Here is a 21,398-nt window from a genome sequence, read left to right on the forward strand (position 1 = left end):
GGCGCTACGCCGCGTCGGTGAAACAAATGCACCAAAAAACGTCCCCACTGAATAGACAGGCTTAAGAGATGCTGGAATTCCCGCTTTGGAAACGGATTATGATCTGGGGTTTTGTCGCCCTTGGCCTGATTTCCGCCCTCCCGAACGCTTTTTATAGCCGTGTTGAAGGGCATAACGACGCCGTCGTGGCCATCGAAGCGGCCGGGGAAACCCCTGAACGCGCCGCCGCGCGCGATGCATGGCCGTCGTTCCTGCCCAATTCACTGGTCAACCTCGGCCTCGATCTGCGCGGTGGGGCGCATCTCTTGGGCGAAGTCGAAGTGGGCGAGGTTTACGCCGCCCGCATGGACGCCTATTGGCCCGAAGTGCGCGACGCCCTGCGCGATGAACGCGACACCGTCGGCCCGATCCGGCGCATCGACGCCCCCGACGGGCAGCTGCGCCTGCGCATCTCGCGCCCCGAAGGCATGGAAACCGCGCTGGCCACCGTGCGCGACCTGTCCTCCCCCGTCGCCTCTCTGGCGGCGGCCGGCGAGCGTGACATCACCGTTTCCGGCGCCGGCGATGTGATCACCATCGAACTTTCGGAGGCCGAAAAATCCGCCACCGACAATCGCACCATGCAACAATCGCTCGAAATCATCCGCCGCCGCGTGGATGAGGTCGGCACGCGCGAGCCCACGATCCAACGTCAGGGCGATGACCGCATTCTCATTCAGGTGCCCGGCATCGGCTCGGCCTCCGAGCTGAAATCGCTGATCGGCACCACCGCGAAACTCACCTTCAACCCCGTTGTCGGGCGCACCACCAACCCCGACGACAACCCCGGCGCCCGCAACTTCCTCGCCCCCGCGCTCGAGGATTCGGGCCTCTACTACATCCTCGAAGAGAGCCCCGTGGTTTCCGGCGACGAACTCACCGATAGCCAACCGGCGTTTGACCAGAACGGCCGCCCCTCGGTCACCTTCCGCTTCAACCCGACAGGCGCGCGCAAATTCGGCGACTATACCGCCAGCAACGTCGGCGCGCCCTTCGCCATCGTCCTCGATAACGAAGTGATCTCCGCCCCCACCATTCAGGAAGCCATCCGTGGCGGCTCCGGCCAGATCACCGGCTCCTTCACCGTCGAGGAATCAACAGAACTCGCCGTCCTTCTGCGCGCCGGTGCCCTGCCTGCCAAAATCAACTTCCTCGAAGAACGCACCATCGGCCCCGAACTCGGCGCAGACAGCATCGAGGCGGGTAAAATCGCCACCGGCGTCGCTTTTGCCGCCGTGCTGATCTTCATGGGCTTGGCCTACGGGCTGTTCGGCATCTTCGCCAACATCGCGCTCATCATCAACGTCGCCCTGCTGTTCGGTCTCCTGTCCGCTATCGGCGCCACCCTGACACTGCCCGGCATCGCGGGCATCGTGCTCACCGTGGGCATGGCCGTTGACGCCAACGTGCTGGTGTTCGAACGCATCCGCGAAGAACTGCGCACCGCCAAAGGTCCCGGACGCGCCATCGAACTGGGCTATGAAAAAGCCCTCTCGGCCATCGTCGACGCCAATATCACCACCTTCATCACCGCCGCGATCCTGTTCATCATGGGCTCGGGTCCGGTCAAAGGTTTCGCCGTCACCCTCGCGCTCGGCATCATCACCTCGGTCTTCACCGCCCTCTACGTCACCCGCCTGATGGTGGTGATGTGGTACCGCCGCAAGAACCGCAAAGGCTGGCAGCTTTCGGGCGTCAAACTGGTGCCCGACGAAACCACCGTCGACTTCTTCAAACGCGCCAAAGTCACCTTCGGCTTCTCCGCCCTCATGGTCGCCGCCGCTCTGGCCGCCTTCCTCTCTCTAGGCCTGAATTTCGGTATCGACTTCAAAGGCGGCACCACGATCCGCACCCAATCCGAAAGCGCGGTCAGCGTCGGCGACTACCGTAACGCCATCGCGCCCCTCGGCCTCGGCGACATCTCGATCACCGAAGTCTTCGACCCGAACTTCGACGAAAACCAACACGTCGCCATGGTCCGCATTCAGGCACAGGACGACGTCGAAGCGGTCTCGCCCGAAACCATTGCTGCCGTCGAACAGGCGCTGCAAACCGTCGATCCGACCGTTACCTTCCCGAGCGTTGAAAGCGTCGGACCAAAGGTGTCGGGCGAACTCATCATGACCGCGATCTACGCCGTCGTGGCCGCCATCACCGCCGTGCTGATCTACATCTGGATGCGCTTTGAATGGCAATTCGCGCTCGGCGCCGTGGTCGCGCTGATCCATGACGTGGCCATCACCATCGGCGTCTTCGCCCTCTTCGGCATCCAGTTCGACCTGTCGATCATCGCCGCCCTGCTGACCATCGTGGGCTACTCGCTCAACGATACCGTGGTCGTCTTCGACCGCGTCCGCGAGAACCTGCGTAAATACAAAAAGCTGGAACTCGCAGGCGTGCTAAACCTGTCGATCAACGAAACCCTGTCGCGCACAATCATGACCTCGGGCACCACACTCGTCGCCCTGATCGCGCTTCTGGTGCTCGGCGGCGACGTGATCCGCGGCTTTGTCTTTGCGATGACGCTCGGTATCGTGGTCGGGACATGGTCGTCGGTCTTCGTCGCCTCCAACATCCTGCTCTGGCTCGGTGTCAAACGCGACTGGGAGAAAAAAGACCCCGCACCGGGGATCCAGACCGACGGTTCCGCCGTCTAAAGGACACGACCCGCAAAGGAGGGGCAGATGGTTCGCTTAAATGAAATGCCCTTCGAGGACGCCGTGCCCATCGACGGCTATGGTCCCGGCTTCTTTCGCGTCGGCGGCAAACTCTATCAGGGCGCGGTGATCTGCCTGAGCGCGGAGGTGACGCTCTGGTCCGGCCTCACGGACCGCGACGCGCTTCTGGCGCTGGCAGGAAAGATCGACGTGCTGCTCGTGGGCACAGGTGCCGAAATGGCCCATATCGACGCCGACCTGCGCACAGCCCTCGAAGACCTCGACATCGGCGTCGAAGCCATGGCCAGCCCGACCGCGTGCCGCAGCTACAACGTGCTCGCCTCCGAAGGCCGACGCGTGGCCGCGGCGCTTTTGCCGGTATGACAGCGGCGCCTCCCGCGCTAAGATCACCCCGATGCAGTTGATATCCGTCGAAAATCTTGCCGTCGCGCGCGGTGGTCTGCCGGTCCTTGAGGGGATGGATTTCGCCGTGAGCGCAGGCGATATCTTCGTGCTGCGCGGCCCCAATGGCGCGGGCAAAACCACGCTGCTGCGCACCCTCGCGGGCCTGCAACCCGCCTTTGAGGGCACCATAACCGCCGATCCCGACACCATCGCCTACGCAGGCCACGCCGACGGGATCAAAGCCGTGCTCACCTTACGCGAAAACCTCACCTTCTGGGCCGGCGTCTATGGCGGGCAGGGGATTGAGGCGGCCATGGAGGCCTTCGACCTCACCGCACTGGCCGATCGCATGGCCGGCAACCTCTCGGCGGGCCAGAAACGCCGCCTCGGCCTCGCGCGCCTGCTGGTCACCGGCCGCCCCGTCTGGGTGCTCGACGAGCCGACCGTGTCGCTGGACGCGGCCTCCGTGGCCCTCTTTGGGCGCGCCATCCGCACCCATGTGGCAGGCGGCGGCGCCGCCATCATCGCCACTCACATTGACCTCGGCATCGAAGAAACCGTCTTTGACGTCACCCCGTTCAAAGCCCGCCTCGACAAAATGAGCGGCGATTTCGACGAGGCCTTCCTATGATCCGGCTCCTGTGGCGCGATCTCACACTGGCCGTCAGGGCAGGGGGCGGCTTCGGCCTCGGCCTCGGGTTCTTCCTGATCCTCGTCACCCTCATCCCCTTCGGCGTCGGCCCGCAATCGGACCGCCTCGCCGTCATCGCCCCCGGCGTGCTCTGGGTCGGCGCGCTTCTGGCCTGCCTGCTCTCGCTCGACCGCCTCTTCGCGCTCGATTACGAGGACGGCTCGCTCGACCTGCTCGCCACCGCGCCCCTGCCGCTCGAAGCGGTCGTGGGCGTCAAGGCACTCGCCCATTGGATCACCACCGGCCTGCCGCTGGTCGTGGCCGCCCCCGCGATGGGGTTCCTGTTGCACCTCGATCCCGCCGCCTACCTGTGGATGGTCGTAACGCTCGCCATCGGCACACCCGCGCTCTCCTTCATCGGCGCTTTCGGGGCCGCCCTCACCGTGGGCATCAAACGCGGCGGGCTCCTGCTCAGCCTGCTGGTCCTGCCGCTCTACATCCCCACGCTGATCTTTGGCGCAGAGGTCGTGCGGCGCGGCGCGGACGGGCTGTCCACCGCAACACCCCTGCTGATGCAGGCCGGGATCACGCTCGCCACCATAGCTTTGCTGCCCTTTGCCGCAGCCGCCGCCCTCAAAGTCGCGCTCAGGTGAGTTGAGCCTCACCCCAATCCGCCCTAGAACGAAGCAAAGGGAGAGACACATGGCATCGATATGGGAATGGGCGAACCCGCGCAAATTCATGGCCTGGACCGACCGCGCACTACCCGTGCTGGCCGTGATTTCCGCCGTGGTCTTTGCCGCTGGCCTGATCTGGGGCTTTTTCTTCACCCCCGATGACTACCGACAGGGCGCAACGGTCAAGATCTTCTACATCCACGTCCCCGCCGCGATGATGGCCATCAACATCTGGGCGATGATGCTGGTCACCTCGCTGATCTGGATCGTGCGCCGCCACCATGTCTCCGCTCTGGCCGCCAAGGCCGCAGCGCCCATCGGCATGATCATGACCGTCATCGCACTGGTCACCGGCGCGATCTGGGGCAAACCGATGTGGGGCACCTATTGGGAATGGGACCCGCGCCTGACATCCTTCCTGATCCTGCTGCTGTTCTATTTCGGCTACATGGCGCTCTGGGAAGCCATCGATAACCCCGACACCGCCGCCGACCTCACCTCTGTGCTCTGCCTTGTCGGCTCGGTCTTTGCCATCCTGTCGCGCTACGCGGTGCTGTTCTGGAATCAGGGCCTGCATCAGGGCGCATCGCTCTCGCTGGATGCGGAAACCAACGTGGCGGACGTCTATTGGTATCCCGCGCTGGTCGCCATTGCGGGCTATGTGCTCTTATTCATCACGCTGGTGCTGCTGCGCACCCGCACCGAAATCCGCAAACGCCGCCTCTCGGCCATCGAAATGCGCGAAAGGGTCCACGGATGATGCCTGATCTGGGAAAATACGCGACCGACGTCTATGCCGCCTACGCCATCTCGCTCCTGCTGCTGGCCGGCCTGATCTGGCGCACGATTGCCCGTGCACGCGCCGTCAAAAAACAACTCGCCGCCGCCGAAGCCCGTCTGGAGACCCGCCCCAATGCCTAAAATCTCGCCCCTCATGGCGCTGCCCCCGCTGATCTTCGCAGGCCTCGCGGGGCTGTTCATCTTTGGCATGGGCCGGCAAGACGCCGACCAACTGCCCACCGCACAGGCAGGGCGCGCCGCCCCGAGCGTCGCCGCCATCACCCCGCTCGGCGATCTCCCCCCGCTCAGCGACGACATGCTGCGCACGGGCGGTGTCAAACTGGTGAACTACTGGGCCAGCTGGTGCGGACCCTGCCGCGCAGAGCACCCCCAGCTCGAAACCCTCGCCGAGGATGGCGTCACCATCTACGGCATCAACTACAAAGACGAATCCGGCAACGCCGTCGGTTTTCTGGACGAATTGGGCAATCCCTTCACCGCCGTGGGCGCCGATTTCCCGGGGCGCACGGCGCTGGAATGGGGCCTCTACGGGGTGCCGGAGACCTATGTTCTGGACGCACAAGGCACCATCACATACCGGTTTGCCGGTCCGATCACTGTCGAGATTTTGGAAAACTACATTCTGCCCGAAATCGAAAAAGCGGCGCAGTAAACGATCCGGCCCACGTCAGGTCAGGCCATAATCACCAGTACGAAAAATAGCGCAATAACAATAGGTTCGCTCCTCAAAAGCGACACCAATGCTCTCGCGATGCGAAACACCACATCCATCGTCACCACCCAAACCCAACACTCTTAACGCGTTGATACTGGGTGTAGACTTCCCATGGGTCAAGACAAGTTTCCCTAAGGTCACTTTTTGTGACGAAAATGTATACCGGCCCGCGCTATGACACCGCGGGCCGGCAACCTGTCTGACGCCCTAGCCGAGCGCTTGGTCGAGATCCGAAATCAGATCGTTCACATCCTCGATCCCGATCGACAGGCGGATCGCATTGGGGGCAACCCCCGCTCTGGCCTGTTCGGCCTCGGTCAACTGGCGGTGGGTGGTCGAGGCAGGGTGGATCACGAGCGACCGCGTATCCCCGAGGTTGGCGACATGGGAAAACAACTCCATCCGCCCGACGGCGGCCACGCAGGCCTCATACCCGCCCTTGAGCGCCACGGTGAACAACGCCCCCGCACCGCGCGGGCAAATCCGCGTCATCCGGTCGTAATAGGGCGAGGACGGCAGACCCGCATAGGTCACACCCTCCACACGCGCGTCCCCTTCGAGCCAATTGGCGACTTCACGCGCGTTCTGCACATGGCGCGCCATCCGCAGGCTCAGCGTTTCAATCCCCAGCAACGTGTAATGCGCCGCCTGCGGGTTCATCGTCATCCCCAGATCGCGCAGACCCACGGCAATCGAATGGAACGTATAGGCCATCGGCCCGAACACTTCGGTGAATACCTTGCCGTGATAGGCGGGCTCTGGCTGCGACAGGGACGGGAATTTATCCGACGCGGCCCAGTCAAAGGTGCCGCTATCGACCACACAGCCCCCCGTCACCGTGCCATTGCCGGTGAGGTATTTGGTCGTCGAATGCACCACCAAAGTCGCGCCATGTTCGATCGGGCGGCACAGATAGGGCGTCGAGGCCGTGTTATCCACGATCAACGGCACACCCACCTTTTTGGCAATCTCGCCAATCGCGTCCAGATCGGTAATCACCCCGCCCGGGTTGGCAATCGCCTCACAGAAAATCGCGCGCGTATCATCGTCCACCGCCGCGCGCACCGCGTCGAGATCGTCGAAATCAACGAACTTCGCCGACCAGCCAAACCGTTTGAAGGTCTGCGAAAACTGCGTCAGCGTCCCGCCATATAGCCGCGTGGAGGCCACAACATTGCGCCCCGGCGCCATGAGCGGGAACAGCGCCATGATCTGGGCTGCGTGACCCGATGAACAACACACCGCGCCCTGACCGCCCTCCAGTGCCGCAATCCGGTTGGCCAAGGCCATCACGGTCGGGTTCGTCAGGCGGGAATAGATGTATCCAACCTCTTCGAGGTTAAAAAGCCGCGCCGCATGTTCTGCGTCTTTGAAGACGAATGATGTGGTCTGGTAGATCGGCACCTGACGCGCACCGGTCGCTGAATCGGGCTCCGTGCCGGCATGCACCTGTAACGTGTCAAAGCCCTGCTTTTGATCGGCCATCTGTTCCTCCCTCGGTATGATGTCGCGCAGAGCCTAGGTCAGCAGGCAACCCGTGGCAACAGATTCACCCCGCGAGGATCAGGACCGCGAAAAGGCAAATCATCCCAAGAAGTTCGGGCAGGGGCAGGGGGATCATATAAAGGGCGCGTTTCATGTCTCCATCTTTGCACGAGATGGTTAACAGAGGGTGCGCAAAGGGGATGATTTGGCGAAACAACGGGTTTCCACTTGCGCATGAATCATTATTTCATTATTTCATGAAATATGGATACGACACGCGCCCTCACAGCCTTCGCAGCCCTCGGGCAACCCATGCGCCTCGACGCCTTCCGCCTGCTGGTCAAAACCGGCCCGGGCGGCATGGGCGCAGGTGACATCGCCACAGCACTCGACGCCAAACCCAATACAACCTCGCAAAACCTCGCCCACCTCGTGCAGGCGGGGCTGCTGAAATCGCGCCGCGACGGGCGCGCGGTGATCTATAGCGCCGATATGGGCGGGGTGAACGCGCTCCTGCACTTCCTTCTCGAGGATTGCTGCGGGGGCACGCGCGATACCTGCGCGCCGCTCATCGACACACTCGCCCCGTGCTGCCCGCCAAAGGAGTAAACCCATGGCCAAAATCTATCACAACCCGCGCTGCTCCACCTCGCGCAAGGCACTCGCCCTGCTCAGGGAGGCAGGCCAAGATGTCGAGGTCATCGAATACCTCAAAACGCCCCCCACGCGCGCCGAACTCGCCGCCCTCATCGCGGCTGCGGGCGAAACCGCCAAATCCACCCTGCGCGCCAAACAGGCCGAGGCCGCGACCCACAACCTCACCCGCGACGACGTTACCGAAGACGACATCCTCGACGCCATGATCGCCGACCCGATCCTGATCAACCGCCCCTTCGTGACCACCGCGCGCGGCACCCGCCTGTGTCGCCCGCTCGATAAAATCCACGACATCCTCCCCGAAACTGGCAAGGGCGAAGGACCCCGCGCATGACCCATTCCGATTTCACTGCCACCCCCGATCTGCCCGCCATCTCGACCGCTGATCTCACCCCCATCGACCCTGCGTTCTTCGCCGCCCCGGATGACGACCACCACGCCCCGCGCATCGCCATCCTCTACGGATCCCTGCGCGACCGCTCCTATTCCCGCCTCGCCGCAGAGGAGGGCGGGCGCATCCTCACCGCGCTCGGCGCAGACGTGCGCTATTTCGACCCCCGCGACCTGCCACAGGTCGATACCTCCCCTGAAAACCACCCCAAAGTGGCCGAGCTGCGCGAGCTGGCGATCTGGGCAGAGGGCATGGTCTGGTCATCCCCCGAACGCCACGGCGCCATGACCGGCCTGATGAAATCCCAGATCGACTGGCTCCCCCTCTCGATGGGCGGCATCCGCCCGACCCAGGGCAAAACGCTCGCCATCATGCAGGTCTCCGGCGGTTCGCAATCCTTTAACGCCCTCAACCAGATGCGCATTCTGGGCCGCTGGATGCGCATGGTGACGATCCCCAACCAATCCTCGGTGGCGCGCGCATGGGATGAATTCGACGCCAAGGGCCGCATGAAACCCTCGCCCTATCTCGCCCGCATCACCGATGTCATGGAGGAGCTGGTCAAATTCACGTATATGACCCGTGGCCGCTCCGCCGTGCTCACCGACCGCTACTCCGAGCGCGTCGAAAGCGCGGCCAAACTGTCTGCGCGCGTCAATCAACCGGCTTTATAGGCCCCGTGTAGGGCGCGCGCGCCTCCAGCCGCGCAATATAGTCGCGCAACAGGGGCACGCGGCGCGGGCGGAAACTCTGGCGGGTGCGCGTCGCGCTCCGGATATGGGCGGCGATGAACATGCGAAAATCCTCGCGCAGACAACACCACGCCAAGACCATCACCGTGTGCTCCAGATAGGAAATCCCCAGCGGGAAAATCCGCCGCGCACTCTCGCGCATCTGGCGATCCACATAGACAATATCGACCGCCTCCTCGGCCCACGCCGCCTCGCGCAGCACCGACATATCGACCGGCGGCACAGAGGGGTCATGCATCCGGTGCACCATGTTGATCGCATGGGCGGCCTGGCGTTGCTGGCGCTCCGACAGGGTGGCGATGATCTTGACCAAGGCATCCGCCGCCGCATCCGCCAACCCCGTATCCCCGCGTTGCTGCACCTCCGAGAGACCCAGCACCAGCGCCTCGATCTCCAACTGCGAAAACGTCTGCGGGGGCAGGGCGGGGTCCTCGGTCATGGTATAGCCCAATCCCGCCTCCCCCTCGATGCGCGCCCCGGCCGCACGCAGCGCATCAATGTCGCGATAGATCGTGCGCTCGCTCACCTCCATCGACGCGGCCAAACGGGCGGCGGTCACCGGCGGGGTCAATCCGCGGATCAGATGGAGCAGGCGAAAGAGGCGGTCGGTTTTGGGCATGGCGTCACTCTAGGCGATCACTCCTGACAGATTTTGGCAAGAGGGTCATGTCATTCTCTCCCCATCAATCTAACACAGGAGCCCCCCATGCTGACCCTCTACCATTCCCCCCATTCACGTTCGACACGCATCGTGGCCCTCATCGCGGCACTGGACGCCCTCGACAAAGTCGACATCAAACCGGTCCATATCAAACGCAACGACGGCTCGGGCCACGCCGATCCCGCCAACCCGCACCCCGATGGCAAAGTCCCCCTTCTGGTCACCGAGGATGGCGAGGAAATCCGTGAATCCAACGCGATTATGCTCTACCTCACCGACCACTTCGCCGCCGGCGGTCCCGGTGTCGGGCAAAAGGGTCGCGGCACCTACCTCGGCTGGCTGGCGTGGTATGGCAATGTGTTCGAACCGGTCCATGTGCTGACCTTCGCGCAGGCCGAACACCCGATCTTCACCGCCACATGGCGCGGCGTGACAGAGGCGGTCGCGGCGCTTGAAACCGCGCTGTCTGACGGGCGTCCCTATCTCATGGGCGACAGCATTACTGCCGCCGACATGATCATCGTGTCGACCTATTTCTGGTTCCCCGATGGCGTGCCGGACGTGCCGGTGATCCGCGACTGGGTGGCGCGCTGCGCCGATCATCCCGCCTTCAAAACGGCCAATGCCTATGATCTGGACGCGCTCGTCACTCTCGGCCTTGCCGAACCGGCCTGAGCCTGAGAGGGTTCCCCGAAACCACCACTCGGGGGACCCCATGCCAGATGCATCCTGCCTGTGCGGCGCTGTCACCATCGCCATCAAAGGCCCGCTGGAACGGCTCTCGGCCTGCCATTGCACCCAATGCCGCAAACACTCGGGCCACTACTGGGCCGCGACCACCATGCCCCTCACGCAAATCACCTACAGCGGCCCCGTGACATGGTTTCGATCCTCCCCCGCCGCACAGCGCGGCTTTTGCGCCACCTGCGGATCAACCCTGTTCTGGAAACCCGACGGGCAGGACCACATGTCGATCTCGCTCGGCCTGTTCGACACAGCCACCGGCATCACACCGGGGCCAAACGGCCTCACCCATATCTTCACCGCCTCAAAAGGCGACTATTACGACCTGCCCCCAGATGAGGCACAGGACCCCTAAAGCCGCTCGAACCGCGAAAACTGGAACTTCTGCGACCCGCCGCGCGGCGTGGCATGATCGACATGACAGCTCTCGACCAAGCGGAACGACGGCCCGATCACCTCTGCGAGAGCCGCAGGGCTATAGCGCACCACCGGCAATCCCGAACACATCGTCGGCCCGTCCGCGTCAAAGGTCGCAATCACCGCCTGCGCGCCTCGGGGCAGGGCGGTCTCCATGCGCGCCACATAGGCCGCACGATCCCCCGCATCGGTGAGGAAATGGAACGCCGCACGATCATGCCAGAGCGCATAGGCCCGATCGGGCACCCATTGCGTAATATCGCCCGCGACCGTCTCGACAAAAATCGCCTGCGCCTCCAGCCGCGCCACCAATGCCGCGAGCGCACTCGCCGACAGATCGAGCGCGGTGATATCGGTGAACCCCGCCGCGATCAGATGATCGACCAGAAATCCCGCCCCCGCACCGACATCGAGAACCGGCGCACCGCGCGGCGTGCCCGCCCGCGCAATCATGTCCAGAGAGGCATCGGGGCGCTCCTGATACCAACTGACGTGCGTGGGATCCTTATCCGCATAAACCGTGTCCCAGTGATCTGAACGCGTCATCGTTCCCTCCCATATTCCGCAGTTCGAATATGATGGCCGAACCCACAGCAAAGAAAAAGCCCCGATTTTCACCGGGGCTTTCCAAATCACATATGTCGCGCGGGCTTACGCCTTGGCGAGGTTACGCAGCACGTAGTGCAACACGCCACCGTTCTCGATGTATTCGATCTCCGGCGCGGTATCGATCCGGCACTTGACCGCAATCGTCTTGGTCGTGCCATCGGCGTAGGTGATCTCCGCGTTCAACGTCTCCAGCGGTTTCACGCTATCCAGACCCATAATCGTGACCGTCTCCGACCCCGTCAGACCCAGAGATTTGCGCGAATCCCCACCGGTGAATTCGAACGGAACCACACCCATCCCGACGAGGTTCGAGCGGTGAATACGCTCGAAACTCTCCGCGATGACCGCCTTCACACCCAAGAGCGCTGTGCCCTTGGCCGCCCAGTCACGCGAGGACCCCGCACCATATTGCTCACCGGCAAAAATCACGAGCGGTGTGCCCGCTTCTTGATAGGCCATGGAGGCATCGTAGATCGCTGCCTGCTGACCGTCGGGACCCTTGGTGTAGCCGCCCTCAACCCCATCGAGCATCTCGTTCTTGATGCGGATGTTGGCGAATGTGCCGCGCATCATGATCTCGTGGTTGCCGCGACGCGACCCGTAGGAGTTGAACTCGCGCACAGGCACCTGACGCTCGATCAGATACTGACCCGCAGGCGTGGTCTGGGCAAAGGAACCGGCCGGAGAAATGTGGTCGGTGGTGACCATATCGCCGAGGATCGCCAGAACCTTGGCATCCTTGACGTTGTGGATCGTGCCCTTTTGCGCCGACATCCCCTGGAAGTAGGGCGGGTTCTGGATGTAGGTGGAATGCACCGGCCAGTCGTAGGTCTCGCCGCCGGACACTTCCACGGCCTGCCATTTCTCGTCGCCTTTGAACACGTCTGCGTATTTCTTCACAAACGCATCGCGGGTGACGACTTTTTCGACCAGATCGGCAATCTCTTTATCGGTCGGCCAGATGTCCTTGAGGTAGACGTCATTGCCATCCTTGTCCTGACCCAGAGGCTCCGACGTCAGATCGATGTTCATGTCACCGGCCAGCGCATAGGCCACCACGAGGGGCGGCGAGGCGAGGTAGTTGGCACGCACATCAGGCGAAATACGACCCTCGAAGTTGCGGTTACCCGACAGAACAGAGGTCGCGACCAGATCGCCCTCGGCAATCGCGGCCGAAATCTCGGGCTGGAGCGGACCGGAGTTGCCGATACAGGTCGTACACCCGTAACCTACGAGGTCGAACCCGATCGCATCCAGATCGGCCTGCAGATTCGCAGCCTCCAGATACTCGGTCACAACCTGCGATCCCGGTGCCAGCGATGTCTTCACCCATGGCTTGCGGTTCAGACCCAGCGCGCGCGCTTTACGCGCCACCAGACCGGCCCCGATCATCACATAGGGGTTGGATGTGTTGGTGCACGACGTGATCGAGGCGATCACAACCTTGCCCGACGTCATCTCGTAGTTTTCACCCTTCACCGGAACGGCTTTGGCCATGTCACGCTTGAAGGTCTCTTTCATTTCCTTGGCAAAGGCTTCCTTCGCACCGGTCAGCGCGAGGTAATCCTGAGGACGCTTTGGTCCGGAAATGGCGGGAACGATCTCGCCCATATCCAACTCGAGGGTCGAGGAATAGACCGGCGCATAATCCGCACCGCGCCAGAACCCGTTCTCTTTGGCATAGGCTTCAACCAGAGCAATACGATCCTCGTCACGACCCGTCTGACGCAGGTAGCGCAGCGTCTCGTCATCGATCGGGAAGAACCCGCAGGTCGCGCCATATTCCGGCGCCATGTTGGCGATCGTGGCACGCTGCGCCAGCGGCAGACGATCCAAACCGTCACCGTAGAATTCAACGAATTTGCCAACCACACCGTGTTCGCGCAGCAATTCGACGACCTTCAACACGAGATCCGTGCCGGTGGTGCCTTCGACCATCGCGCCGGTCAGCTTGAAACCCACAACTTCGGGGATCAGCATCGAAATCGGCTGGCCGAGCATCGCAGCCTCGGCCTCGATCCCGCCAACACCCCAACCGAGAACGGCCGCGCCGTTGACCATGGTGGTGTGGCTGTCGGTGCCAACCAATGTGTCCGGATAAGCCACCTGAACACCGTCCTGATCGGCATCGGTCCAAACCGTCTGCGACAGATACTCGAGGTTCACCTGGTGACAAATGCCCGTGCCCGGGGGCACAACGCGGAAGTTTTCAAACGCCGACTGACCCCATTTGAGGAACTGGTAGCGCTCCATATTGCGCTCGTACTCGCGGTCCACGTTCATCTGGAACGCGCGCGGGTTGCCGAATTCGTCGATCATCACCGAGTGGTCGATCACGAGGTCAACAGGCACCAGCGGGTTGATCTTCTTGGCGTCACCACCGAGCGATTTGATCCCGTCACGCATCGCGGCGAGGTCAACAACAGCCGGCACGCCGGTGAAATCCTGCATCAACACGCGGGCAGGGCGGTAGGCAATCTCGCGCGGGTTCTTGCCGCCGTTCTTCGCCCATTCGCCAAAGGCCTTGATATCGTCGGTGGAGACGGAAAACCCGCCATCCTCGAACCGCAGGATGTTCTCCAGAACCACTTTCAACGCGGCGGGCAGTTTCGAGAACTCTCCGAAACCGGCTTCCTGAGCGGCGGGGATGGAGTAATAGGCATATTCGGTGGTGCCGACCTTGAGGGTACGGCGTGTTTTTGCGGTATCTTGACCGACGACAACTGTCATGGGGGTGGCTCCCTTTCAACGATGGAGGGTTACGCTAAGCCGCTTTTGACGGATTGGCCGAGTCCAATCAAGGGGGGCTTGCGATTTTTTGTATACTATTGCACACAATTTGCCGCCCATCCCCCGAAAACCCGCCAAAATCCCAGTTCTTAGACCTTAACACGGTAGAAGGTTTTCGCCTGTAGCCTGCGCACACCCCGTCATAAGGACCGCGCACCGATGAAATCTGCCCTCGAACTCCTGCTGCGCGCCGCCTTTTCCCTCCTCGTGATCGCGCCGCTCCCGCTCGGGGCCACCCAGAACGATACCCGCAACTACTGGGCGCCTTACCTCGAACTGCTGATGACCAACTATGTGTCCCTCTGGGCCCATGATCCCGTCATCATAGAGAGCCTGCGCGCGGCCAATCGCGACCACATCATCACCACCCGCGCCCAGATCGGCGACCTCGATCACGCATGGACGACGGGGCAGGCCGAGGACCTCGTGGCCGCGATACTGCAAAACCCAGCCTCGGAATTCCTGCGCAAACAATTCCCTTCCTATGACGGCGCCCTGACAGAGGCGATCCTGACCGACGAAAACGGCATCACCATCGCGATGTCCCAGAAAACCACCGACTACTGGCAGGGCGACGAGGTCAAACATGCCCACACCGTGCCCGTGGGCCCGCGCGCCATCTACGTCGGCGAAATGGAGATCGATACCTCGACGGGCGCCTATCAGGGGCAGGTCTCCATGACCATCACCGACCCCGACACCGGTAAACCCATCGGCGCACTCACCCTCGGCATGGTCCCCGAACTGCTCTAGCGCGCCCCCCCGTTCTCCCCTTTGTAACGGTTTCTCTCAAAACCTTGATTGGCACCGGCGGCTCTGTCGTCTTAACTAGTCCCCACCAAGGCCGGAGACCCCATGCGACACCTCAAACCCTTCCTGATGTCCTTTGCCCTCGCTTGCGCGGGCACCGTCGCACAGGCCCAAGACACCCAATCCACCCGCGTGCCCGTGGTGGTGGAACTCTTCACCTCCCAAGGCTGCTCGTCCTGCCCCCCCGCAGACGCCATGATGAACGAACTGGCCACCCGCGAAAACGTCATCGCCCTGTCGCTGCACGTCGACTACTGGGATTACATCGGCTGGAAAGACCACTTCGCCCAACCCAAATTCACCCTGCGCCAGAAAGCCTACGCAAAGGCCGCCGGCAAACGCACCATCTACACCCCCCAAATCATCGTGCAGGGCGCCGACCACGTGATCGGCAACAAACCGATGAAGCTCGCCGAACTGATCGACCGCCGCATGACGCGCGATGCACCCCCCGCCGTGGGCCTGATCGCTCGGCGCGACGGCACAACGCTCACCATCCACCTCACCCCCGTCGCAGCCGGACTGCCCGTCATGCGCGTGCAACTGGTGCGCTACAAACCCCATGAACGCGTCGCCATCGGGCGGGGCGAAAACGCGGGCCGCGAAATCGACTACTCAAATATCGTGACCGAATGGACCGTGCTGCGCGACTGGGACGGGCTCGGCCCGCTCTCCATCGAGGCCCCCGTGGCAGGCACAGACAAAGCCGCCGTCATCGTTCAGGCGAATGGCGCCGGACCGATCCTCGCCGCAACTGTCGCAAATTAGAGCGAATACCTTAGCCGAATCTTCGCACAACCCTGCCATGGTCACTCCAGTGCCTCGGCCATCTTGGGTCGTTGGGGGTGATGAGTTCGGCGGAGCCTAGGCTCCGCCTTTTTTCTGCTCGCCCGCCACTTGTGCTGCAATTTCAGGGGGATACTGGTCGGGCTTCCACCGCCTGTGGATCCAGAACCACTGCCCCATATGGCGCGCCACAATCGCCGCCAGACTATCGTTGAGCGCCTGCGTCATCTCCTCGGCGCTGCCCTTTTCAATGGGGGCCTCGACCTCGACGTGGAAACTCAACCCGTCCGCGCCCCGCACCCCGTAAATGGGCACCAAAAGCGCATCGTATTTGATCGCCATTTCCCCCGCCGACAGGGCCGTGCGCGCAGGCTTGCCGAAGAAGTCCATGTAAGGCGCTGTTTTCACGTGCAAATCGATCAGAATGCCGACCATGTTTCCCTGCGCGAGATAGCGCAGCATCCGCCCGTACCCGCCCAATCCCCGCGCAAACAAAGGCTCGGCAATCGTCGCAATCGTGCGTTCGTAATGGGCGTTAAAAAACGGGTTCTTCATCGGATTATAAAGCGCCCCGAGGGGGTACCCCCGCGCATTCAAGGCCGCGCGCGGCACGTCGTAATTGCCAAAATGCCCCGTCACCAGAACCACAGGGCGCCCCGCATCGCGCGCGGCAAACAATTGCTCAGCACCCGCACCGCGAAACTCCACATCCTTCATCCGCTCGATGAATTCACGCCCCGAATAAATCTCGATCATCGTGCGCCCGGCATTATCCGTGACCTCGCGCGCCAGCCGCGACACCGCCGCTTCGTCCAACTCGGGATGCACGAAATTCAAATTCGCGCGCACCCGTTTGTTGTAACCCGCCAAAGGCCCCACAACCCGCGACATCAACCAGCCCATGAACGGCACCCGCCACCGGTAGGGCAGCGCCAGAACCATCGACAACAACCCGCGCGTGACCAGATTCTCGACCCAATGGGCGCGCGAGCCCTCGATTACCGTGCCGTCCCGATCGCTGCGTTTCATCGTCATCTGGGCCCTTCGCCAACCTCCTGCGCAACCGCAACCGGTTGGCGCATCTCGCGCTGCCAGACATAAAGACCCGCCCCGACGATCACAAGCGCACCCGCCACCGTCCAGTAATCCGGCCAGTTTCCAAAGAACAAAACACCCCATAGCGTCGCCGTCAAAAGCCCCGCATAGGAAAACGGTGCCACGCTCGAGGCCGGCGCGCTCATATAGGCGCGGATCATCATCAATTGTCCCACCGTGCCCACAATCCCGATCGCTGCCATCAACCAGATCGCCGTCCCATCGGGCTGAACCCAGCGCACAGGCGCCACGAATCCCATCATCACCGTGCCGAAAATCCCCGAATAGAGCAGGGCGGTCATCGGGCTCTCGCGCGTGCCGATATGGCGCGTCACGATGGCATATCCGGCCAGACAAAGTGCCGCCATCAACGGCCAGAGCGCCTGCGGCGTGAACACCTCCGTGCCCGGCCGGATGATCAACAACGCCCCGAAAAGCGCGGCAATAATCCCCGCCCACCGGCGCGGCCCGACCTTTTCGCCCAAAACAACAGCGGCCAGCAAGGTGATGAACAAAGGCGCCAGATCACCCACGGCGGTGGCCTCCGCAAGGCCCAGCGATTTCAACCCGATGAAAAACGACCCCGCCGCACTGAGCTGCAAAACCGCGCGCAATAGCTGCAAATACGGATGCGCCGTGCGCGCAATCACCCGCAGCGACGCGCCAAACAGAACCAGCACCACCACCAACTGCCCGCCATAACGCGCCAATAGCACCTGCGAGATATCGACCCGTTGGCCCAACATCTTCGCCAAAGCATCCATAAAGGAAAACGCACTCACCGAGGCGAGCATGAACAGAATACCACGCGTGTGGTCGGGGAGGCGGGAAAACCAGATCATGACTTTCCTTATGCGCCCGCCTGTCGCCTGTCCACGCCCACCGCCCGCGACCACGCGCAGAGGCGGTGCGCAAAAATCGACCCTCAGTCGTCGCCAACCAACAGGAAAATGTCGCCCGCGGCTTCCAACTCGCGCACCGCGCCCACCACCGCATTCATCGCCTCTTCGACCTCCGGCCCCGCAATCTCGCCCATTTCGGCCATCTCTTCGCGCAACCCGTCGGCCATCCGTTTGGACATATTGCCCAAAATGAAATCGCGCGCCTTCTCGCCGTCGCCCGAGGCCCCCGCCAAAGCGCGCACCAGAACCGCCTGATCGACACCGCGCACCACCTTGCCCACATCGCGCCCGTCCAGACGGGTAGCGATATTGGCGAAGGTAAAGATGTTGCGCCGCACTTCGCGGGCAAAGGCCTCGTCGGTCTCGTCCAGCCCTTCCAACACCCCCTCGCGCGTGCTCGACGACGAAAAGTTGAGGATCGCGCCAACCCGTTCGGGCGGCATATCGCGAAACGCCTTGGGCGGCTGCGCATCCAGTCGCGCGGCAATCGAAATCCCGATCCGCTGCACCACCAGCGGCGAAATCGACGCGGTCAGCGAAATCGCATAGGCAATCCGGCGCGCCCGTTCCCCGGGCAGCTTGGACATCAGCCCCGCCGCCTTCGCGACCTTGAGTTTAGAGAGCAACACCGCGCCCACTTCGACGCTCTCGGCCTCCAACACCGGCATCAGGCGCGCATCATCCACATCCGCAATCCGCTCCCACGGGTCACCGGTAAAGGTGAAGCCTGCGTTCTTGCGCAGCTTGGACGCCGTGGTCTGCGAAATTGTCCCGTCGAGCACATCGAGCGCCCCCTCCAACCCACCGGGAAAGGACAATCCAATCGCGCCGAGTTCATCGAGAAACTCCTCGACCACCGCGGCCAATGTTTCCTTGTCTATATAGCGCAGCTCGGTCATCTGATGAGCCAGATCGACCTGCATCTGTTCGGGGAAATGTGACAGCGGCAGCTTGATATTCTCCGCCGCCAGCAGACGCACAATAATCGCCACCTTCGCCTTGCGCGGCAGCGCCGTGGGCACCCGCGTGGACCCTTGCGAAAAATCCTCCGTGCCATAGGCATCGGGATCAAAGGCGCCGTCAAAGCCGCCCAGCTCGGGCAAACCGCCCGCATCCGTGGTTAATTGTGGAAGTCCGCTCAAACTCGCCTCATGCGCAAATGCCCCGTTCGGCACAACTGTCGCACAAAGAGGTTTAACGCAAAGCTACCAAGCTCGCGATTTTACGAGGCAAATGCACGAAAAGGGCAGGGGCCTAGCCCATCACCTGCTCGGTGCACATTCCTTTTTCCGCGTTCCAAACCAACCCGTCCGCACAGGAGGCGGCGCGTTGTTCATGGCTGCAGCCTTCGGCAAGGGCGGGCGCGCCAAAGGGCGCAATCAGAGCGAATAGAAGAACAAGTTTGCGGATCATGGTAGGATCTCCAAAGTTGACCTGAGGATGACCCTACCACATTTCCGCGGATTTTCTTAGCCAAACACGCGTTTGAAAATCGTATCGACATGTTTGGTGTGATATTCCATGTCGAATTTCTCGTTGATCCCCTCCACCCCGAGGGCGGCCACAACATCAGCGTCCGCCAACAATTCCTCACGGAAATCGGTGCGGAATTCCCAGACCTTCAACGCATTGCGCTGTACCATCGAATAGGCGTCTTCGCGCGACACACCCGCCTGCGTCAGCGCGAGCAGCACACGCTGGCTCATGACCAGCCCCGGGAATTTGTTCATGTTGTCGAGCATGTTTTCAGGGAAAATCAACATCTTGTCGATCACACCTGTCAAACGGTTGAGCGCAAAATCGAGCGTAATGGTCGAATCCGGCCCGATGGCGCGCTCCACGGAGGAGTGCGAAATATCGCGCTCATGCCAGAGCGCCACGTTCTCCATCGCGGGCACCACAGACATGCGCACCAGACGCGCCAGACCGGTCAGGTTTTCGGTCAGAACAGGGTTTTTCTTATGCGGCATCGCCGAGGACCCTTTTTGGCCCATGGAGAAAAACTCCGCCCCCTCCAACACTTCCGTGCGCTGCATGTGACGGATTTCAATCGCCACGTTTTCGATCGACGAGGCAATCACACCCAGCACCGCAAAGAACATCGCGTGACGGTCGCGGGGAATCACCTGCGTGGAAATCGGCTCCGGCGTCAGGCCGAGTTTCGCACAGACATGCTCCTCAACGCGCGGATCGATATTGGCAAACGTGCCGACCGCGCCCGAAATCGCCCCCGTGGCGATCTCTTCGCGCGCCGCTTTCAGGCGCGCGAGGTTGCGATCCATCTCCGCGTAAAACCGCGCAAAAGTCAGACCCATGGTCGTCGGCTCGGCGTGAATGCCGTGGCTGCGCCCGACGCGCACCGTGTTCTTATGCTCGATCGCGCGTTTCTTCAGCGCCGCCAGCAGCGCCTCCATATCCGCGACCAGAATGTCGCTCGCACGCACCAGCTGCACGTTCAAACAAGTGTCCAACACATCCGAAGAGGTCATCCCCTGATGGACAAAGCGCGCCTCCTCGGACCCCACATGTTCGGCCAGATGGGTCAGGAACGCGATCACGTCATGCTTGGTCACCGCCTCGATCTCGTCAATGCGCGCCACGTCGAACTCGACATCGCGGGCCTTCCACACCGCATCCGCATTCTCGCGCGGGATCACCCCCAGATCGGCCATCGCATCACAGGCATGCGCCTCGATCTCGTACCAGATTTTGAATTTCGTGGCCGGTTCCCAGATGGCGACCATATCGGGGCGGGAGTAACGGGGGATCATGGGCGTCTTTCCTTTGCGTCAGATGTCGCGCGCGGTGTACGCGCGCCGCCCCGAAAGGGCAAGACTGGGCCTTGCACGCCCGCGCCCATACGCGCACAAATGACGCGCACAAATGACCCGCGCATCCCCGCAATGCGCATCCCCGCACGCAACTACGCAACCATCCGGCCAAAAGGGACCCCATGCGCACTCTGGACGACTTCGAAGGCCACTGGACCATCTCCCGCCACATCGAGGACGCGCGCGCGCGCCAGACCGGCACCCTGACCGGCACCTGCACCTTCACGCGCACCGACACCGGATTGCTGCAAACCGAAACCGGCACGCTCACACTGGCCGGCACCTCGTTTGAGGCCACGCGGCGCTACCTGTGGCACAGCGACGGCGACCTCATTGCGGTCCATTTCGACGATGGCCGGTTCTTCCACCACGTCGACCCCGCCGCCACAAACCCCACCGCAGGCCACGACTGCGCGCCCGACCGCTATGATGTCACCTATGACTTCTCGCGCTGGCCCATGTGGCAATCGCGCTGGCACGTGGCAGGCCCGCGCAAGGACTACGTCTCCACCACCACCTTTGAAAACTCCCGCTAAGCGGGGT

The 21,398-nt window shown here is 62.4% G+C and carries 24 protein-coding genes; 15 read left to right on the forward strand and 9 right to left on the reverse strand.

The window, feature by feature from the left end; translation table 11 throughout:
- The first annotated feature begins 68 nt into the window (after window positions 1-68).
- Genes secD through ABD815_RS11650 form a run of 7 tightly spaced genes read left to right on the forward strand, consistent with a single transcriptional unit; the run spans window position 69 to window position 5,862 of the window.
- Window positions 69-2,696, forward strand: coding sequence for a protein translocase subunit SecD (gene secD, locus ABD815_RS11620; RefSeq protein WP_344847308.1), 2,628 nt, complete (start codon window positions 69-71; stop codon window positions 2,694-2,696).
- 27 nt (window positions 2,697-2,723) lie between these two features.
- Entirely contained in the window at window positions 2,724-3,080 is a 357-nt protein-coding gene (locus tag ABD815_RS11625) for an Mth938-like domain-containing protein (RefSeq protein WP_344847309.1), read from the forward strand.
- Window positions 3,081-3,111: 31 nt separating this feature from the next.
- Entirely contained in the window at window positions 3,112-3,732 is a 621-nt protein-coding gene (gene ccmA, locus ABD815_RS11630) for a heme ABC exporter ATP-binding protein CcmA (RefSeq protein ID WP_344847310.1), read from the forward strand.
- On the forward strand, window positions 3,729-4,385 hold the full coding sequence (gene ccmB, locus ABD815_RS11635) for a heme exporter protein CcmB (RefSeq protein WP_344847311.1): 657 nt from the start codon (window positions 3,729-3,731) through the stop codon (window positions 4,383-4,385). The genes ccmA and ccmB overlap by 4 nt, the downstream gene beginning before the upstream one ends.
- A 49-nt stretch (window positions 4,386-4,434) precedes the next feature.
- Window positions 4,435-5,169 (forward strand): heme ABC transporter permease, encoded by a 735-nt coding sequence (locus tag ABD815_RS11640; protein ID WP_344847312.1) that lies wholly within the window; start codon window positions 4,435-4,437, stop codon window positions 5,167-5,169.
- The gene (ccmD, locus tag ABD815_RS11645) at window positions 5,166-5,330 is read left to right on the forward strand and encodes a heme exporter protein CcmD (protein ID WP_344847314.1); all 165 of its coding nucleotides are present in this window, start codon (window positions 5,166-5,168) and stop codon (window positions 5,328-5,330) included. The genes ABD815_RS11640 and ccmD overlap by 4 nt, the downstream gene beginning before the upstream one ends.
- Window positions 5,323-5,862 (forward strand): DsbE family thiol:disulfide interchange protein, encoded by a 540-nt coding sequence (locus ABD815_RS11650; protein WP_344847316.1) that lies wholly within the window; start codon window positions 5,323-5,325, stop codon window positions 5,860-5,862. Before ccmD ends, ABD815_RS11650 begins: the two co-directional genes overlap by 8 nt.
- Window positions 5,863-6,132: 270 nt before the next feature.
- On the opposite strand, the gene ABD815_RS11655 is transcribed toward ABD815_RS11650, so the two are convergent.
- Window positions 6,133-7,410 (reverse strand): O-acetylhomoserine aminocarboxypropyltransferase/cysteine synthase family protein, encoded by a 1,278-nt coding sequence (locus tag ABD815_RS11655; protein WP_344847317.1) that lies wholly within the window; start codon window positions 7,408-7,410, stop codon window positions 6,133-6,135.
- Window positions 7,411-7,674: 264 nt separating this feature from the next.
- On the opposite strand from ABD815_RS11655, the gene ABD815_RS11660 reads away from it, so the two are divergent.
- From ABD815_RS11660 to arsH, 3 genes are read left to right on the forward strand one after another with little or no spacing between them, the layout of a single operon-like run.
- Window positions 7,675-8,019 (forward strand): ArsR/SmtB family transcription factor, encoded by a 345-nt coding sequence (locus ABD815_RS11660; RefSeq protein ID WP_344847318.1) that lies wholly within the window; start codon window positions 7,675-7,677, stop codon window positions 8,017-8,019.
- 4 nt (window positions 8,020-8,023) lie between these two features.
- Window positions 8,024-8,401: an arsenate reductase (glutaredoxin) gene (arsC, locus tag ABD815_RS11665; RefSeq protein ID WP_344847319.1), complete on the forward strand. Its 378-nt coding sequence runs from the start codon at window positions 8,024-8,026 to the stop codon at window positions 8,399-8,401.
- A complete protein-coding gene (arsH, locus tag ABD815_RS11670; RefSeq protein ID WP_344847321.1) occupies window positions 8,398-9,132 on the forward strand; it encodes an arsenical resistance protein ArsH in 735 nt (244 codons plus the stop codon). Before arsC ends, arsH begins: the two co-directional genes overlap by 4 nt.
- On the opposite strand, the gene ABD815_RS11675 is transcribed toward arsH, so the two are convergent.
- Window positions 9,113-9,829 (reverse strand): helix-turn-helix transcriptional regulator, encoded by a 717-nt coding sequence (locus tag ABD815_RS11675; protein ID WP_344847323.1) that lies wholly within the window; start codon window positions 9,827-9,829, stop codon window positions 9,113-9,115. The genes arsH and ABD815_RS11675 overlap by 20 nt on opposite strands.
- A gap of 87 nt (window positions 9,830-9,916) precedes the next feature.
- Here ABD815_RS11675 and ABD815_RS11680 point away from each other — a divergent pair, with 87 nt between their 5' ends.
- On the forward strand, window positions 9,917-10,546 hold the full coding sequence (locus tag ABD815_RS11680; protein WP_344847325.1) for a glutathione S-transferase family protein: 630 nt from the start codon (window positions 9,917-9,919) through the stop codon (window positions 10,544-10,546).
- Between the two features lie 40 nt (window positions 10,547-10,586).
- The gene (locus ABD815_RS11685; RefSeq protein ID WP_344847327.1) at window positions 10,587-10,970 is read left to right on the forward strand and encodes a GFA family protein; all 384 of its coding nucleotides are present in this window, start codon (window positions 10,587-10,589) and stop codon (window positions 10,968-10,970) included.
- On the opposite strand, the gene ABD815_RS11690 is transcribed toward ABD815_RS11685, so the two are convergent.
- Both ABD815_RS11690 and acnA read right to left on the reverse strand, forming a co-directional pair.
- Window positions 10,967-11,578, reverse strand: coding sequence for a methyltransferase domain-containing protein (locus tag ABD815_RS11690; protein ID WP_344847328.1), 612 nt, complete (start codon window positions 11,576-11,578; stop codon window positions 10,967-10,969). The genes ABD815_RS11685 and ABD815_RS11690 overlap by 4 nt on opposite strands.
- Window positions 11,579-11,683: 105 nt before the next feature.
- Entirely contained in the window at window positions 11,684-14,371 is a 2,688-nt protein-coding gene (acnA, locus tag ABD815_RS11695) for an aconitate hydratase AcnA (RefSeq protein WP_344847329.1), read from the reverse strand.
- A gap of 219 nt (window positions 14,372-14,590) precedes the next feature.
- On the opposite strand from acnA, the gene ABD815_RS11700 reads away from it, so the two are divergent.
- Together ABD815_RS11700 and ABD815_RS11705 are read left to right on the forward strand one after the other, a co-directional pair.
- Window positions 14,591-15,184, forward strand: coding sequence for a hypothetical protein (locus ABD815_RS11700; RefSeq protein ID WP_344847331.1), 594 nt, complete (start codon window positions 14,591-14,593; stop codon window positions 15,182-15,184).
- Window positions 15,185-15,286: 102 nt separating this feature from the next.
- On the forward strand, window positions 15,287-16,009 hold the full coding sequence (locus ABD815_RS11705; RefSeq protein WP_344847333.1) for a DUF1223 domain-containing protein: 723 nt from the start codon (window positions 15,287-15,289) through the stop codon (window positions 16,007-16,009).
- A 96-nt stretch (window positions 16,010-16,105) separates the two neighbouring features.
- Here ABD815_RS11705 and ABD815_RS11710 read toward each other — a convergent pair whose 3' ends face one another.
- From ABD815_RS11710 to purB, 5 genes are all read right to left on the reverse strand, one after another.
- The gene (locus ABD815_RS11710) at window positions 16,106-17,062 is read right to left on the reverse strand and encodes a lysophospholipid acyltransferase family protein (protein WP_344847335.1); all 957 of its coding nucleotides are present in this window, start codon (window positions 17,060-17,062) and stop codon (window positions 16,106-16,108) included.
- Complete coding sequence (locus tag ABD815_RS11715) at window positions 17,059-17,964, reverse strand: DMT family transporter (RefSeq protein WP_344847337.1); 906 nt, start codon at window positions 17,962-17,964, stop codon at window positions 17,059-17,061. The genes ABD815_RS11710 and ABD815_RS11715 overlap by 4 nt, the downstream gene beginning before the upstream one ends.
- Window positions 17,965-18,047: 83 nt before the next feature.
- On the reverse strand, window positions 18,048-19,166 hold the full coding sequence (locus ABD815_RS11720) for a flagellar motor switch protein FliG (protein ID WP_344847339.1): 1,119 nt from the start codon (window positions 19,164-19,166) through the stop codon (window positions 18,048-18,050).
- A 112-nt stretch (window positions 19,167-19,278) separates the two neighbouring features.
- Window positions 19,279-19,437: a hypothetical protein gene (locus ABD815_RS11725; RefSeq protein ID WP_344847341.1), complete on the reverse strand. Its 159-nt coding sequence runs from the start codon at window positions 19,435-19,437 to the stop codon at window positions 19,279-19,281.
- 56 nt (window positions 19,438-19,493) lie between these two features.
- Window positions 19,494-20,795, reverse strand: coding sequence for an adenylosuccinate lyase (gene purB / locus ABD815_RS11730; protein ID WP_344847343.1), 1,302 nt, complete (start codon window positions 20,793-20,795; stop codon window positions 19,494-19,496).
- Window positions 20,796-20,977: 182 nt separating this feature from the next.
- Here purB and ABD815_RS11735 point away from each other — a divergent pair, with 182 nt between their 5' ends.
- On the forward strand, window positions 20,978-21,391 hold the full coding sequence (locus tag ABD815_RS11735; protein WP_344847345.1) for a DUF6314 family protein: 414 nt from the start codon (window positions 20,978-20,980) through the stop codon (window positions 21,389-21,391).
- The last annotated feature ends 7 nt before the right edge of the window (window positions 21,392-21,398 follow it).

The organism is Celeribacter arenosi, assembly GCF_039539485.1.
GTDB lineage: Bacteria > Pseudomonadota > Alphaproteobacteria > Rhodobacterales > Rhodobacteraceae > Celeribacter > Celeribacter arenosi.

Excerpts from the sequence above, each read along its gene's own strand:
- ABD815_RS11655 (WP_344847317.1), bottom strand. The coding sequence starts at position 7,410 with ATGGCCGATCAAAAGCAGGGCTTTGACACGTTACAGGTGCATGCCGGC.
- arsH (WP_344847321.1), top strand. The coding sequence starts at position 8,398 with ATGACCCATTCCGATTTCACTGCCACCCCCGATCTGCCCGCCATCTCG.
- ccmB (WP_344847311.1), top strand. The coding sequence starts at position 3,729 with ATGATCCGGCTCCTGTGGCGCGATCTCACACTGGCCGTCAGGGCAGGG.
- ABD815_RS11690 (WP_344847328.1), bottom strand. The coding sequence starts at position 11,578 with ATGACGCGTTCAGATCACTGGGACACGGTTTATGCGGATAAGGATCCC.
- ABD815_RS11675 (WP_344847323.1), bottom strand. The coding sequence starts at position 9,829 with ATGCCCAAAACCGACCGCCTCTTTCGCCTGCTCCATCTGATCCGCGGA.
- ABD815_RS11715 (WP_344847337.1), bottom strand. The coding sequence starts at position 17,964 with ATGATCTGGTTTTCCCGCCTCCCCGACCACACGCGTGGTATTCTGTTC.
- ABD815_RS11680 (WP_344847325.1), top strand. The coding sequence starts at position 9,917 with ATGCTGACCCTCTACCATTCCCCCCATTCACGTTCGACACGCATCGTG.
- ABD815_RS11640 (WP_344847312.1), top strand. The coding sequence starts at position 4,435 with ATGGCATCGATATGGGAATGGGCGAACCCGCGCAAATTCATGGCCTGG.
- ABD815_RS11700 (WP_344847331.1), top strand. The coding sequence starts at position 14,591 with ATGAAATCTGCCCTCGAACTCCTGCTGCGCGCCGCCTTTTCCCTCCTC.
- secD (WP_344847308.1), top strand. The coding sequence starts at position 69 with ATGCTGGAATTCCCGCTTTGGAAACGGATTATGATCTGGGGTTTTGTC.
- ABD815_RS11735 (WP_344847345.1), top strand. The coding sequence starts at position 20,978 with ATGCGCACTCTGGACGACTTCGAAGGCCACTGGACCATCTCCCGCCAC.
- ABD815_RS11625 (WP_344847309.1), top strand. The coding sequence starts at position 2,724 with ATGGTTCGCTTAAATGAAATGCCCTTCGAGGACGCCGTGCCCATCGAC.
- ccmA (WP_344847310.1), top strand. The coding sequence starts at position 3,112 with ATGCAGTTGATATCCGTCGAAAATCTTGCCGTCGCGCGCGGTGGTCTG.
- ccmD (WP_344847314.1), top strand. The coding sequence starts at position 5,166 with ATGATGCCTGATCTGGGAAAATACGCGACCGACGTCTATGCCGCCTAC.
- ABD815_RS11650 (WP_344847316.1), top strand. The coding sequence starts at position 5,323 with ATGCCTAAAATCTCGCCCCTCATGGCGCTGCCCCCGCTGATCTTCGCA.
- ABD815_RS11705 (WP_344847333.1), top strand. The coding sequence starts at position 15,287 with ATGCGACACCTCAAACCCTTCCTGATGTCCTTTGCCCTCGCTTGCGCG.
- ABD815_RS11685 (WP_344847327.1), top strand. The coding sequence starts at position 10,587 with ATGCCAGATGCATCCTGCCTGTGCGGCGCTGTCACCATCGCCATCAAA.
- arsC (WP_344847319.1), top strand. The coding sequence starts at position 8,024 with ATGGCCAAAATCTATCACAACCCGCGCTGCTCCACCTCGCGCAAGGCA.
- purB (WP_344847343.1), bottom strand. The coding sequence starts at position 20,795 with ATGATCCCCCGTTACTCCCGCCCCGATATGGTCGCCATCTGGGAACCG.
- ABD815_RS11725 (WP_344847341.1), bottom strand. The coding sequence starts at position 19,437 with ATGATCCGCAAACTTGTTCTTCTATTCGCTCTGATTGCGCCCTTTGGC.
- acnA (WP_344847329.1), bottom strand. The coding sequence starts at position 14,371 with ATGACAGTTGTCGTCGGTCAAGATACCGCAAAAACACGCCGTACCCTC.
- ABD815_RS11660 (WP_344847318.1), top strand. The coding sequence starts at position 7,675 with ATGGATACGACACGCGCCCTCACAGCCTTCGCAGCCCTCGGGCAACCC.
- ABD815_RS11710 (WP_344847335.1), bottom strand. The coding sequence starts at position 17,062 with ATGACGATGAAACGCAGCGATCGGGACGGCACGGTAATCGAGGGCTCG.